Genomic DNA, 13,016 nt, shown 5'->3' on the forward strand with positions numbered 1-13,016 from the left:
TGGTGGCGCTGCCACCGCCGGATCATCACCGATTATCTGCTCGCCTCCGGCCATTCCGTGTCCCACATCCTTGGACCCGGCAAGATCGAGCCGGCGTCGCTGACGCCTGGTGCCCGCTCCTCCCCTGGCGGGATCGTCTACCCAGCGGCAGGCCGAGCCTCCTGAAACGCCTCGACCGAATTGGCTGCCAGTCCGATCCGTTCCTCCGGCCTGTCCAGGCAAAACCCTGCGGGTGCGGTCCGGATCGGGAACCCGGCTCCAAATGACGGGTTCCCCATTCAGCCAAGCTTGGACGGCTGAATGAAGTGGGCCATGGAATGTGTCAGGTAAGGCAGGGGGAAGGGTGCGCGTGACCAGCGAACGCTATGCCATCGGGTTGGCGCGGGCCTTCGGGGGCGCCATGATTTTCGGCATCCCGTTGCTGATGACCATGGAGATGTGGTCGCTGGGATTTGCCATGGGCCGCGGCCGGCTGCTGCTGCTCATGATCTTCACCCTCGCGGTGCTTGTAGGCCTCTCCTACTTCTCTGGCTTCGAAAAGACCTTCAGCCTGAGGGAGGACGCCATGGACGCGTTTGCCGCCTTCGGCGTCGGCGTGATCACATCCGCGGTGTTGCTCCTGGTGCTTGCGGTGGTCACCTTCGACATGAGCTGGGGCGATATTGTCGGCCGGGTGGCGCTGCAGAGCGTGCCGGCAAGCATCGGAGCCATGCTCGGTCGCAAGCAACTCGGTGACGAGCAGGACATGGACGCCGAGGAGGAGCGCAAGCGGGAGGCCGGCTATGCCGGCGAGCTCTTTCTCATGCTGGCCGGCGCCCTGTTCCTGGCCTTCAACATGGCCCCAACGGAGGAGATGGTCCTGATCGCCTTTCAGATGACGCCGTGGCACGCCTTGGCGCTGGGCGGGCTGTCAATCATCCTGCTGCATGTTTTTGTCTACAGCATCGGGTTCTCCGGCCAGGAGAGCCGGCCCGAGGGTGGGACGTTCCTGTCGACGTTCCTGCACTTCACGGTGGTCGGCTACGGCATTGCGCTTCTGGTAAGCCTTTACGTGCTCTGGAGCTTCGGGCGTACGGACGGGGTGGCCATGGCCGAGATTGCGAACATGCTGGTGGTGCTGGGCTTCCCTGCGTCCTTGGGCGCCGCGACGGCGCGGTTGGTGGTGTGAGATCATCATGAACCGGGAATCCAAGGCAGAGGACATCACTCCCGCTAAGGCGGGGCAGCAGGTGCCGTGGCTCGAATGGCTTGCATCTGGCATCGGCCTGCTTCTCGTCCTCGCCATCTTCGGTGTGATCGGTTGGCAAGCGTTCAACGATGCAAGCACGCCTCCCGTGATCACCGTCGAGGTCGGGAACGTGGCCCCGGTGGAGGGCGGCTACCGCGTTCTCTTCCGGGCGCGCAACACCGCCGGCGACGCCGCTGCGCAAGTGGAGATTGAGGGCAAGCTGTCCGCGGCAGGCGCGGAAGCCGAAACCAGCCGGGTGATCCTCGACTATATCCCGGGACATTCAGAGCGGCACGGGGGAATGTTCTTTACCCGTGACCCGCGATCCGGCGCCTTGGCTATGCGCGCCACAGGGTTCGCCGAGCCGTGAGCCGTCCGGGCCACCGGTATGGCAATCTGCGCGGCTATGGGGCCCTGGGCAGCCAAGGGCACCACTGACCGCTAGCGCCTCCATCGCTGAGATCGCAGGGTACTTGGTGTTCCAAGTATGCGCCTGTCTTGGGATGAGAGGGCGGGCACGATTCACTGCCAATCAAAAATCGCCTGTGTGTTCAACGGGCTTGCGCTTCATACTCCGGTGCAGGGCGTAGTGCCCCTGGGCGACGCGACTGAGAGCTCGAATAGCCCGCTCCAGCTGACGGTTCAGCATACCGGGCCTTGGGCTGCTGCCGCTTGACCGACCGTGCGGAGGGTTTCCTCGACTCCTGCCCCTGGATCACAATCCTCGTCTTTACGAGGCCCTCGGTCCGGACGAGGGCGAACAGCGTCGCTGCGTTCCCGGGCGCAAGGCGGACGCAGCCATGCGACGCGGGCCGCCCCAGATTGCGAGTGGCGGTGCTGCCATGGATGGCATGGCCCCGATGCGTGAAGAAGATCGAGTGCGGCATGGGCGAGTTGTCCCATTCCTTGGAGGCGTGGTCCTTCACCAGGCGAGATGGCGAGAAGGTGCCAACGGGCGTCTCATGCCCTGCCTTGCCCGTTGATACCCACCAGGCATAGCGCGGCTGGCCATCCACGGAGATCGACATGCGCTGGGTGGTCTTGTCGACGGTGATCAGCAGATCTGCCTTGGCCCAACCGGCTCCGAATGTGAGGGCACCCAGCAAAGATGCGGCAAACAGACCAACACGACGCATAGAGAAAAGTCCTCCACGTAGGAATACAAGGCGACATTCCTACAGACGTCCGGTCAGAACTGTGGTTCCACAGGGCCGGTCCGATCTCACGAAACTGTGTGGATTTGCTTCGCGCCGTGTGCCTGGCAATGATCAGCCTGCCCGAACTGGCCTCGGTAGGTGAACGAAGCCCCGGCCATCACCTCTCAGGATGCGGAATGGCTTCGTCATGCATGAGCGCGCAGAAGCCAAGCTCGCCAGGCGCTGCGCCATCATGACCGAGGCACAGGGCCAGAAGTATGCCTGCTCAGTGGGCTGCGAAACGGCCTGTCCTCCGACTCAGCCAGTCAGCACCAACAAGCCTCGAGGGTTGGAAGGTGGCGGCCCCGCTCTATTGTCAAAGGTTGACGTGTGAAGACGGTTTACCGTTCACCCAATCAGCGAGGACACGGCAAGGCTAATTACTGCTATGCTCGCAAGGAACCAGGGCCACCACACAGGGAGGGGGTGGTCGCTTCTGCCATTCATGCTCAAACCCCTGTCACATCATCAGTCGCAGTTTATTCAGCGGTGACGAGTGCAGGTTTGATCTAGGGCAAAGAATACAGCGAAGGCGGCTTTCTGCTCCCGGGAGGCTCACGATCCCAGCACCGTCGTGCAGGCACGCAGGTACTAGGGCAAATCTACGATATGAGCTCTCCCAGGTCAGGCGATGGAAAGCCCCTGTCCGACCCCACAGGGTGATTGTGCGCAACTCAGTGACGATGTATGGCGCTCTGCTCTTAGGGAAATTTGGTCTTGATTGTCCTGCGCCCAAAGCTGCAGTTTCGAACGTATCCTTTGGAAGGCGGTACTCTCGCTGGGGTTCCGATTGTCGTGGCAGGAGTTTCTGTCGGATATGTGGTATGTAAGAGCTCCGCTCATGCCTACCTCATTACAGGATATTGCTGTCCAGCCGAAACCCCGACTGTTCCGTACGGTGAATGGCCCATCGGGCCCGCGGCGAGTGTCGGCATCGGACTGAAACAGCGTCTACGAGGATTCTGCATCGGTGCGGACGAGACGCCATAGCAAGTCTGGTGATTTCAATGTGCTCAGGGAAGCCTGAACGGTGGCAGCCGGGCGATGGCTGGCTTAGTGAATAGGTATCCTTGAAACAGCCGGATCCCAAGGCCCAGCAGGGCCGCGAGCTCAGCGTGGGTCTCCACTCCTTCGGCAATCACCGTAAGCCCGAGTTCACGCGCCATTCCCATGACACCTGCGACGATGGCTTGCCGCGCCCTCGATGCGGGAAGTCCTCGAACGAGCTCCATGTCGATCTTGATGATGTCCGGCTGGAAGTTCGCCAGCAAACTTAATCCAGCATGACCGGCTCCGAAGTCGTCAATGGCGGTGATGAACCCGTGGTGCTTGTACTCCGCCAAGATCCGGCTGACACGGCTGGGATCCGAAATACGCTCGGTCTCAGTAAGCTCGAACATGATGCGATGGGAGCTGAAGCCAACGTGACGTGCCGCCTCCAATGAAACCGCAATGCAGGCGGCCGGCTCATAGACCGCATTCGGCATGAGGTTGATGGAAAGCCGCATGTCAGTGTCGCGAGGGAATAGGCAGCCTGCCATCTCGATGGCCTTAATCCGACAGGCCTGATCGAAGATGTACTGGTTGCCATCGTTAACCTGTCCGAGAACGACATCGGCCGACTCACCGTCTTCTCCCCGAACGAGAGCCTCGTAACCCCAGACTGCGCGTTGCTTGATGTCGATGATCGGATGAAAGGCCATCGTGAAGCCGAAGGGCAAGCGCCTGCCGCTCCAGGGATCATCGCCACATCCAGCTGGTTCAACCAACGCACTACCTCCCCGGCCGCGCCCCTTGTCGTGAATTCCTCCGGTCAAAGCACCCCTTGACGTTGGCGCCTGTTCTAACAGAAGCATGGATCTCCTTCGTGTGGCTAGCGCATGGGCCAGATGATCACGCTGCGGGGATTTGGTTGGCGGATACCGGTCCAACTCGTGCCCATCCACTCCATTCGCTTTAGGACGTCACACGCGGCCGGGTGAACACGTTCCAGTAGACCAGGGCAAAGCCGCCGAAGGCTCCGGCCCATGCAAGTCCCGCTACCTGGAGCAGCGCATCGCTCCAAGCCGGATGCATGGCCGCGCAGACCCGGGCAAGTGCACCGACGACAAGCAGGAGGTAGAGCCCCTGCAGGGCCGCTGACGCGACCAGCGGACGGCCAGTATGTCCAAGACTTGCCCGAGACATCACCGCTAGGGTCATGATCCCCATGGCACCACCCGACCATGCGTGAATTCCGGCAGCGCTCGACAGAAGCCCCATCGAGGCGAGGCCCGTCAGCATGAAGCCGAATGGGACGAAGGCGTAGGCGACGTGCAGGATGAAAATGAGCCGATCGCGCCAAGTGCGATCCCCAGCCCAGCGACTCAGCCGCACCAATTGAAGAGCGCCGGCAGCGATCAGGGCAGTTCCAGTCATGCTCCAGCGAGGTGCAACGATCCACACCACGAGGGCGATGCCTGCCGCAATCATGGTCACCATGTCGAAGCGACCGAACGGCGCCGGCAGCCGGCCGGGGTTCTCACGCACGAGCCAGTTGCGGGTGAAGCTCGGGATGATGCGGCCGCCGATCAGCATGATGAGCATCATCGTGGCGGCGATGCCGAAGCGGATGCCGTACTCCGCGGCGCCGAGGACATGCGCTTCGATGTGGAACAGGATGTTGCCGGCAAGGAGCAAACCGAGGGCGATGAGGACCTTGAGGTTGCGCCAATTCCTACCCTTGACGATCTCCCGACCTATGGCCGCCGCGACGAGCAGCAAAAATGCGTTGTCGATCACCGCCGCGGCCTCCCAGCCGATCCAGGCCGAGGTCGTGACGGCAACCCGGCCCACGGACCAGACCAGCACGAGGGCGAGCAGCGGCCGCCCCTGGAGCGGCATGCGTCCAGTCCAGTTTGGGACTGCGGTGAGCAGGAAGCCGGTGATCACGGCCGGAAGGTAGCCGTAGAGCATCTCGTGGATGTGCCAGTCGCGCGGCGCAAAGGCGGTCGACAGCGCAAGTTCGCCGTAGAACATCGGCAGCCATGCGAGGATGGCCACCCCCGCGTAGAGCGAACCGAACAGGAAGAACGGCCGAAAGCCGTAGGAGAGGAGCGCGAGTCCCTTGTAGCCGCGCAGGCGTGGGATCGGAGCCATCATCGGCCTCCTTCGACAGGAATGAAGGTGTCCTGCGCCACGAACGCCGCTCCCGAGGCGACGTCCGTCGCAGTAAAGGCAACCGCTTGGCGGTCATTCACGGAAGTGGAGACGAGGACACGGAGTTCGCGGGTGGCGTCGGGGGCGACGGATACCGTCGCGTCATCGCCGACGACTTCGATGGAGACTTCCGGCAGCCCGGTCACCTCCAGCCGGAAGTCCCGCTCGCCGTCTGCCTTGTTGTACAGCCGGACTGTGTAGCCGTTCCGGATCCGGCCATCAGACAGCCGCACCGCGACGGGATTGCGGTCATGGATTACGGTAACTTTGGCATCGCTGCGCATCGAGAGGCTCACCCCCATCGCGCCCATCAGCGCAACGATGGAGAGGCCGAGACCGACGGTTTTCGGGCGCATGACCCGGCGGCGCGGCGACTCCTTGCGATGGCCGCGCTCAATGTTCGTCCAAGCCTCATAGTCGATGAGGCCGCGTGGGCGTCCGAGCTTGGTCATGATGCCATCGCAGGCGTCGACGCACAGGCCGCAGTTGATGCAGGCGAAGTTGGGGCCTTCGCGGATGTCGATGCCGATGGGGCAGACGTTCACGCACTGCATGCAGTCGACGCAGTCGCCCGCGGGTTCGCCCTTCGCTCTCAGCTCGGCCGCCTTCTTGGCCGATCCGCGGGGCTCACCCCGGTAGTCACGGTAGTTGACGGTCAGCGCCTCGGGATCCCAGATGGCGCCCTGGAGACGCGGCCACGGGCACATCCAGGTGCAGACCTGCTCGCGGGCGAAGCCGGCCAGGATGTAGGTAGTAGAGGTCAGGATTCCGACCCAGGCATAGGAGAGGACCGAGGCCTGCCCGGTTGCCAGTTCGACAAGAAGCGTCGGGGCATCGGCGAAGTAGAGCACGAAGGCGCCGCCGGTTCCCATGGCGATGACGACCCAGATCGCATGCTTGACGCCGACCTCCAGCAGGCGCCGCGCGGTCAGCGGAGCGCCCCGCTTCTTCAGACGCTCCCTGCGATCGCCCTCGATCAGTCGTTCAACGAGCAGGAACAGGTCGGTCCAGACCGTCTGCGGGCAGAAGTAGCCGCACCAGACGCGCCCTGCGACGGCATTGAGCCAGATGAGGATCAGCGTGGCCAGGATGAGCAGGCCGGTGAGGTAGTAGACCTCCTGCGGCCAGATCTCGATGAAGAAGAAATAGAGGCGGCCGCGCTCGAAGTCGAAGAGCACGGCCTGGTCAGGCTGGCCCGGGCCACGCGCCCAGCGCATGAAGGGCAGCACGTAGTAGACGGCGAGGCAGGCGATCAGCGCGGCCCACTTCAGCCGACGATAGCGGCCCGAGACGGATTGGGGGACAACCCGCTCCGCGATAGTCCCGCGCCTGGGCTTGCGCAGGTGGGCGCGTTCCGGCTTGAAGCTGATGTCGAGCGTGGCCATCGGATGCCTTGAAACAAGGACGCCGCCGCGACGGAACCATCGCGACGGCGGGACAAGGAACTCAAGCCATCACTTCGCCGCTGTCGTTGTGGTGGCGAGCTTGTCGAAGAGGTTGGCGAAGGCCTGCTTGGCTTTGCCGGGGTGCGTGGCCGCTTTGGCCTGATCCACGTTGGTCGCGTCGCCGACCACGACCATGCCGACCATGCCCATGCCGTAGTGCGGCTTGCACTTGTAGCCATACACACCGGCCTTGTCGAAGGTGACCGAGAGCTCCTCGTTGACCTTGCCGGTGAAGGTCTTGCCGCCCTCGGGAAGCATCGTCTCGATGCTCTCGACGTTGTGGCCTTTGTCAGCTGCGACGAACTTCACCGTGTCGCCCGGGTTGATCTTCACCAGCGCCGGCTCGAACACCATGACGCCCTCAGTGCCCTTGTTGAGCATCTTCACCTCGACCTCGGCCGCCCCGGCTGCACCCGCGAAGCCGAGGGCTGCCACGATGGCGCCGAGCACAATGACCTTCCGCATGATTGTCTCCTGTTGCAATGTAAAATTCTGTGAGCCCCGATCCGAAGCTCGTGAGGATGTGATACGCCTCGCTAGTGAGACCGTGTTTGATCTTGCGCAAACAGTCGGCGTTTTTGCTCAGAAGGCAGGATAGGAGTGGAAGCTTGTTTGCGCTGAAGCAAATAGGATGGCACTTGGTGGCGCCGAAGTTGCGCACCGGCCCATCCCTGACGGAGCATTAGGACCTACCAAGGCGGCGCCACCAAAGAGACAACAAAGACCCACTTTGTGTTTGGTCCCCCTTGGCCCAAGCCGCCCGAACAGATCATAATGCTTGGCTGTTAAACTGGACGGATCCTAATCCGGCGGGGCGGCGTTGGTGCCGCGCCCGTGGCCCATTTCAGGACAAGGCAGGTGGCATGGCCAGCGTTGACCGATCCCTCGTCGAAGGACTCCCGCTCTTCGCCGGCCTCGCCCCGGAGCAGATCGACCAGTTGCTCCAGGAGGCGCAGTCGGTGCGCTATCCCAAGGGCACCAACGTGTTCCAGCAGGACGAGGAGGCCCACTCCTTTTTCATCCTGCTCCACGGGCATTTGAGGGTGTTCAAGCTCACGCCCGACGGGCAGCAGGTGGTGGTCCGCTTCGTTGCGCCGGGCGAGGTGTTCGGCGTCGCCATGGCCATAGGCCGCAAAACCTACCCAGCGACGGCTCACGCTGTTGTGGACAGCATCGCCCTGGTCTGGCCCTCAGCCGCATGGCCCCGCCTCGTGGCAACCCACCCCGGGTTGGCGACCAACACCCTCCAGACCGTGGGCAGCCGGCTCCAGGACGCCCACACCCGCGTGGTCGAGATGTCGACCGAGCAGGTCGAGCGCCGCATCGCCCACACGCTGCTTCGGCTCGCGCAGCAGGCCGGCCGCAAGGTCGAGGCCGGCGTTGAGATCGATTTTCCGATCACGCGCCAAGACGTCGCCGAGATGACCGGCGCCACGCTGCACACCGTGAGCCGCGTCCTGAGCGCCTGGGAGAGCCAGGGGCTGGTCGAGGGTGGACGGCAAAGGATCGTCGTTCGCGAGCCACACAAACTGTTCGTCCTCGCCGAAGGCTCATCCCGCTAGGGAACCTAGCACCACCCTGGGCTGCTGGTCTTGCGGCAGGGGATGGGAATGGCTGAGCGGATGGCTCGCCAGGATACTCCGCCGCTGGCCGGCAGGATTTCGTGGGGAAGTTTGCGCCGGGTCAAAGAGAAGATTGGCTCTATCGGCGAAGGTCTGGCCGCTCCAAGGAGGAAAGCCATGCCCCGCGCGTCCCAACCCCTCGACCCCGATGTCCTCGACTGCCTTCAGGAGGTGATGGATCCCGAGATCGGCCTCAGCGTGGTCGACCTCGGCCTGGTTTACCGGGCGGAGCGCGGCGGCGATAGCATTGACGTAGCGCTCACCCTGACGACGCGGGCCTGCCCGCTTGGGGAGATGATCCTGGAGGATGCTCGCGAGCGCCTGGTGCGCCGCTTCCCGGATGCTCCGCGGATCGCCGTCGAGTTGGTGTGGAGCCCGATCTGGACGCCCGACCGCATCACCCCGCGGGGGCAGGAGCTGATGGGCCGCGCCCCGCGGGAAGCCGCATGATGCCCCGAAGCCGCCGTCAGATCGGAACGGCGGCCACCCGTGCCTCCGAATGCGCGCGTCAGGAGAATCAATTCAATGTCTGACATAGTCCCATCGGCCGCCCTGCCCCTGACGGGCACCAGGCCTCGGCTGGAGCTGCGGCTGGCATTTCTGGCGCTTGGGGCGCTTGGCCTGATTGCCGGCTTATACGGAGCCCTCGGGCGGCTCGGCTTGGCGCTGCCCGCCGGCGGCTCCCTCGCGGCCCTGCATGGCCCGTTGATGATCTCCGGCCTGTTCGGAACGCTGATCAGCCTGGAGCGCGCCGTCGCGCTCGGCCGGGGCTGGAGCTACGCCGCCCCGGCACTGTCCGGGTTCGGCACGCTGCTCCTGCTCGCCGGCGCGCCGGAGTCCGCCGGGGCCGGGGCCTACGTGGCGGCGGCCATGGTGCTGGCTGGGACATCGCTGTTGATCACGATCCAGCAGCCGGCCCTGTTCACCGGGACCCTTCTGTTCGGCGCACTGGCATGGCTGGCCGGAAACCTCCTGTGGCTTCTGGGGGGCTCGGTTCCGGACCTGGTGGGCTGGTGGCTGGCCTTCCTGGTGCTGACCATCGCCGGCGAACGGCTGGAGTTGAGCCGCCTGCTGCCGCAGCGGCGCGGCGGCGAGGCCCTGTTCCTGTTCGCCGTCGGCCTGCTGGCTGTCGGAGCCCAGAATGGCCTCATAACCGAGAACGGTGCGGTCCTGTTCGGGCTCGCCCTGCTCGTCACCACCTTGGGGCTGCTCGTGCACGACATTGCGCGCCTGAATATCCGCCGGTCCGGTCAGACCCGCTTCATGGCGGCCTGCATGCTGGCCGGTTATGCCTGGCTGGGTTTGGCCGGCGCGGTTCTGATGGCGTTGCCGCCCCATGAGACCGCCTTCGGCTATGACGTTGCGCTGCATGCGATCCTGATCGGCTTCGCGCTTTCAATGGTGTTCGGGCATGCGCTTATCATCCTGCCGGCGGTCGCGCGAATTCGGGTGCGCTATGCCCCAGTCCTCTACGCGCCACTGCTCCTGTTGCATGCGTCTGTGGCCCTTCGCGTGGGGGCCGGACTCGCTGGCTGGGAGGCCGGACGGATGGGCAGCGGGGTCTTCACGCTCCTCGCCCTTGCCGGGTTCGCCGCCAGCCTGACCAGCGCTTCGCGGAATGACTGCAAGGCTGCTCGCCCGGCGAAACCGTGCGAACGCGGATCCGGTTCACGTTGAGCCACCCCAGCACAGGCCAAGGTAGCCCGCCATGACATGGATCGAGCACAGCGCGAGATGGAGGCGGCAGGCGACGGCGCTTGTCTCCGCCCTCGCGCTGGCCCTCCATATCGTCTTCATGGCCCTTGGTACGCTGGGCCCGCTCGCGCCCGACGGCGAAGCCGCCCAAGTCCACACCCATCATGCGGCGTCAACCGCCGAGCGCGATGCGGGCGGCCCTACCAAGAGCCCTGAACACAAGCCGCCATGTTGCATTCTCAGCGTCTGCCCGGGGCTGCCCGGCCCGCCCATTGATCACATCTTGACTTACCTGCCCCGGCGGGAGGCCCATGCTGCCGTCTATGGCACCCGCCGCCCCATGGCGGGGGCGAGAATTCCCCAACTCCCTCCTGTCGGAGCCCGGGCGCCGCCCGCGCTGGCTTGAAGCCTCCGATCCGCAACAGCCCTCAATCCGACAGGAAAAGCTATGACCACGACCTTACTTCGCGGGGTGCTTGCCGCCGCCGCTCTCCTCGCGCTCGCCGGCCCGGCGCTGGCCCACACCACCCTTGAAGCGCAGCAGGCCCCCGCCGCCTCCACCTACAAAGCGGTGCTGCGCGTTGGCCATGGCTGCGAAGGGGCGCCAACCCTGAAGCTGCGGGTGCGCATCCCGGATGGCGTCATCAGCGTCAAGCCTATGCCCAAGCCGGGGTGGGAGTTGGAGACCGTCAAGGCACCCTACGGTAAGACCTACGACTACTACGGGACGGCGATGTCCGAGGGCGTCCGGGAGATCGTCTGGACGGGCAAGCTGCCCGACGAGCACTACGACGAGTTCGTCTTCCGCGCCTACTTGACGGATAGCCTCAAGCCGGACGCCATGCTGTACTTCCCCGTCGTGCAGGAATGCAGTGGCGGCAAGGCCGACCGCTGGATCGAAATCCCGGCCGAGGGCAAGAGCGCCGGTGACTATCAGTATCCGGCACCGGGGCTGAAGCTCCTGCCGGCCAAGGCCACCCACTGACGAGGGAGCGGGGAGCCGTTCGAAGAGGGCTCCCCGTGCCGCCATGAAGCACGCGCTCCTCCTCATGCTCTGGCTGACGCTCGCGATCCTGGGCGGGCGCGAGAGTGCCCTCGCGCATGCGGCGCTGGTCGAGGCCCATCCCGCCGATGGCGCGGTGATGGAGCAGGCCCCAGCGATGGTGCGCCTGCGTTTCAACGAGCCGGTTTCCCTGCTGGTGGTCACTCTGACGGATGCGCGCGGCCGCACCCACCGCGACTTGGCGGCCTCGGCCAGCAACGGGGAGATCGGCATCGCGATGCCGCCGGATCTGCCCCGGGGCAGTCAGATCCTCAGTTACCGCGTGATATCAGGCGACGGCCACCCGATCAGCGGCTCGGTGGTCTTCTCGTTAGGCGCCCCGACCGGTTCGGGCGCCGGTCCCGCCGCTGAGGGTGCCCCAGGTGTCCAGCCCGTCCTCTGGCTCGCCCGGGTGGCCCTCTACCTTGGTTTGTTTGTGGGGGTCGGGGGCGCGTTCTTCATGGCCTGGGTGGCCCCGGACCTGCCGATAGCCAAAGCGGAACGCTGCCTTGTCGGCTTTCTTGCGATCGGCGCCATTGCGGCGGTCCTGTCCCTGGGGCTTCAGGGCGTCGACGCCCTTGGCGAGCCGCTTACGGTGTTGGCAAGGCTGGCTGTATGGACGGCCGGGTGGCGAACCTCGTTCGGGCCGGCCGCCGCCGCCGGCGTGGCCGCTGTCCTGGTCGCGTGGTTGGGGCTGCGCGGGTCCCCAGGTTCGCGATGGGCCTGCAGCCTCGCCGCCTTGGCCGGGGTCGGCCTGTCCCTGGCGTTGAGCGGCCATGCCAGTGCCGCCGCCCCGCAATGGGCGACCCGCCCCGCCGTGTTCCTGCACGGTGTCGGCGTTGCCTACTGGGTAGGCGCTCTGATCCCGTTGTCCCTCATGGTCCGGCAGGCGCCCGTCCGCGCGCTTCCGGCCATCCGGCGGTTCTCGAACGGTGCCCTCGTGGCCGTCGCCGTGCTAACGCTGACCGGTCTCCTTCTGGCGCTGATTCAGGTGGAGACGCCCGCCAACCTGATTGCAACAGCGTATGGACAGGTTTTGATCGCCAAGCTGGTGCTCGTTGCAGGGCTGCTCGGGCTGGCAGCCGTGAACCGGATCTGGCTCACCCCAAGCCTGGCGGCCACTGATGGCCCTAGGGGGAAGTGGCTCGTGCGCTCGGTCGCAGCCGAAATCGTGCTCGCCACGGCCATCCTGGCGCTGGTGGGCCTATGGCGCCTCACCCCGCCGCCTCGGGCGCTGGCCCCGGCGACCGAGGCGGTCGCATCAGCCAGCGTCCATCTGCACACCCCGACGCTCATGGCGCAAGTCACCCTGTTGTCGGGTCGGGCCAGCGCCACGCGGGCCCGCATCGTGGTCGCGTCCGGACGCGCCGAGCCGGTGCGCCCCAAGGAGGTGACACTCATCCTCGCCAAGCCCGACGTGGGTATCGAGCCCATTGCCCGCCAGGCCCAGAACATGGGCCGGGATGGTTGGCAGGTCGATGGACTGGTCCTGCCGATGGCCGGTCCCTGGCAGATCAGGGTCGAGATCCTCATCAACGACTTCGAGAAAGCGAGTCTTGCAGGAACCCTCACGATCCGGCCCTGAGCCCG

At 65.1% G+C, this 13,016-nt stretch carries 13 protein-coding genes; 8 read left to right on the forward strand and 5 right to left on the reverse strand.

The genetic code is table 11. The annotated features are described in order from the left end of the window. The first annotated feature begins 349 nt into the window (after nt 1-349). Both NF876_RS08285 and NF876_RS08290 read left to right on the forward strand, forming a co-directional pair. Nucleotides 350-1,168, forward strand: coding sequence for a TIGR02587 family membrane protein (locus tag NF876_RS08285; protein ID WP_262268333.1), 819 nt, complete (start codon nt 350-352; stop codon nt 1,166-1,168). 7 nt (nt 1,169-1,175) lie between these two features. Next, on the forward strand, nt 1,176-1,598 hold the full coding sequence (locus NF876_RS08290) for a TIGR02588 family protein (protein WP_262268334.1): 423 nt from the start codon (nt 1,176-1,178) through the stop codon (nt 1,596-1,598). A gap of 181 nt (nt 1,599-1,779) precedes the next feature. Here NF876_RS08290 and NF876_RS08295 read toward each other — a convergent pair whose 3' ends face one another. The 5 genes from NF876_RS08295 to NF876_RS08315 form a co-directional block, all read right to left on the reverse strand. Further along, nucleotides 1,780-2,364, reverse strand: a complete 585-nt coding sequence (locus tag NF876_RS08295) for a L,D-transpeptidase (RefSeq protein WP_262268335.1) — start codon at nt 2,362-2,364, stop codon at nt 1,780-1,782. 1,073 nt (nt 2,365-3,437) lie between these two features. Next, the gene (locus tag NF876_RS08300) at nt 3,438-4,127 is read right to left on the reverse strand and encodes an EAL domain-containing protein (protein WP_262268439.1); all 690 of its coding nucleotides are present in this window, start codon (nt 4,125-4,127) and stop codon (nt 3,438-3,440) included. Nucleotides 4,128-4,380: 253 nt separating this feature from the next. Further along, nucleotides 4,381-5,562 carry an NnrS family protein gene (locus NF876_RS08305; protein WP_262268336.1) on the reverse strand — a complete coding sequence of 394 codons (1,182 nt, stop codon included), beginning with the start codon at nt 5,560-5,562 and terminating at the stop codon, nt 4,381-4,383. Then, complete coding sequence (ccoG, locus tag NF876_RS08310; RefSeq protein ID WP_262268337.1) at nt 5,562-7,007, reverse strand: cytochrome c oxidase accessory protein CcoG; 1,446 nt, start codon at nt 7,005-7,007, stop codon at nt 5,562-5,564. The genes NF876_RS08305 and ccoG overlap by 1 nt, the downstream gene beginning before the upstream one ends. Nucleotides 7,008-7,076: 69 nt before the next feature. Further along, the gene (locus NF876_RS08315; RefSeq protein ID WP_262265931.1) at nt 7,077-7,532 is read right to left on the reverse strand and encodes a pseudoazurin; all 456 of its coding nucleotides are present in this window, start codon (nt 7,530-7,532) and stop codon (nt 7,077-7,079) included. A gap of 398 nt (nt 7,533-7,930) precedes the next feature. Between NF876_RS08315 and NF876_RS08320 the strand changes: the two genes are divergently transcribed. The 6 genes from NF876_RS08320 (at nt 7,931) to NF876_RS08345 (ending at nt 13,011) form a co-directional block, all read left to right on the forward strand. After that, complete coding sequence (locus tag NF876_RS08320) at nt 7,931-8,629, forward strand: Crp/Fnr family transcriptional regulator (RefSeq protein ID WP_262265932.1); 699 nt, start codon at nt 7,931-7,933, stop codon at nt 8,627-8,629. A gap of 177 nt (nt 8,630-8,806) precedes the next feature. Further along, nucleotides 8,807-9,139 (forward strand): metal-sulfur cluster assembly factor, encoded by a 333-nt coding sequence (locus NF876_RS08325; protein ID WP_262265933.1) that lies wholly within the window; start codon nt 8,807-8,809, stop codon nt 9,137-9,139. Between the two features lie 75 nt (nt 9,140-9,214). After that, a complete protein-coding gene (locus NF876_RS08330; protein WP_262268338.1) occupies nt 9,215-10,366 on the forward strand; it encodes a DUF8744 domain-containing protein in 1,152 nt (383 codons plus the stop codon). 31 nt (nt 10,367-10,397) lie between these two features. Then, the gene (locus tag NF876_RS08335; RefSeq protein WP_262268339.1) at nt 10,398-10,790 is read left to right on the forward strand and encodes a hypothetical protein; all 393 of its coding nucleotides are present in this window, start codon (nt 10,398-10,400) and stop codon (nt 10,788-10,790) included. A gap of 42 nt (nt 10,791-10,832) precedes the next feature. Further along, on the forward strand, nt 10,833-11,369 hold the full coding sequence (locus tag NF876_RS08340) for a YcnI family copper-binding membrane protein (protein ID WP_262268340.1): 537 nt from the start codon (nt 10,833-10,835) through the stop codon (nt 11,367-11,369). 43 nt (nt 11,370-11,412) lie between these two features. Beyond that, entirely contained in the window at nt 11,413-13,011 is a 1,599-nt protein-coding gene (locus tag NF876_RS08345; RefSeq protein WP_262268341.1) for a copper resistance CopC/CopD family protein, read from the forward strand. The last annotated feature ends 5 nt before the right edge of the window (nt 13,012-13,016 follow it).

This window comes from Microvirga yunnanensis (assembly GCF_025460875.1).

Bases quoted from the DNA above. Each gene is read 5' to 3' on its own strand.
- NF876_RS08290 (WP_262268334.1), top strand. From the start codon at position 1,176: ATGAACCGGGAATCCAAGGCAGAGGACATCACTCCCGCTAAGGCGGGG.
- NF876_RS08295 (WP_262268335.1), bottom strand. From the start codon at position 2,364: ATGCGTCGTGTTGGTCTGTTTGCCGCATCTTTGCTGGGTGCCCTCACA.
- NF876_RS08300 (WP_262268439.1), bottom strand. From the start codon at position 4,127: ATGGCCTTTCATCCGATCATCGACATCAAGCAACGCGCAGTCTGGGGT.
- NF876_RS08305 (WP_262268336.1), bottom strand. From the start codon at position 5,562: ATGGCTCCGATCCCACGCCTGCGCGGCTACAAGGGACTCGCGCTCCTC.
- ccoG (WP_262268337.1), bottom strand. From the start codon at position 7,007: ATGGCCACGCTCGACATCAGCTTCAAGCCGGAACGCGCCCACCTGCGC.
- NF876_RS08315 (WP_262265931.1), bottom strand. From the start codon at position 7,532: ATGCGGAAGGTCATTGTGCTCGGCGCCATCGTGGCAGCCCTCGGCTTC.
- NF876_RS08320 (WP_262265932.1), top strand. From the start codon at position 7,931: ATGGCCAGCGTTGACCGATCCCTCGTCGAAGGACTCCCGCTCTTCGCC.
- NF876_RS08325 (WP_262265933.1), top strand. From the start codon at position 8,807: ATGCCCCGCGCGTCCCAACCCCTCGACCCCGATGTCCTCGACTGCCTT.
- NF876_RS08330 (WP_262268338.1), top strand. From the start codon at position 9,215: ATGTCTGACATAGTCCCATCGGCCGCCCTGCCCCTGACGGGCACCAGG.
- NF876_RS08335 (WP_262268339.1), top strand. From the start codon at position 10,398: ATGACATGGATCGAGCACAGCGCGAGATGGAGGCGGCAGGCGACGGCG.
- NF876_RS08340 (WP_262268340.1), top strand. From the start codon at position 10,833: ATGACCACGACCTTACTTCGCGGGGTGCTTGCCGCCGCCGCTCTCCTC.
- NF876_RS08345 (WP_262268341.1), top strand. From the start codon at position 11,413: ATGAAGCACGCGCTCCTCCTCATGCTCTGGCTGACGCTCGCGATCCTG.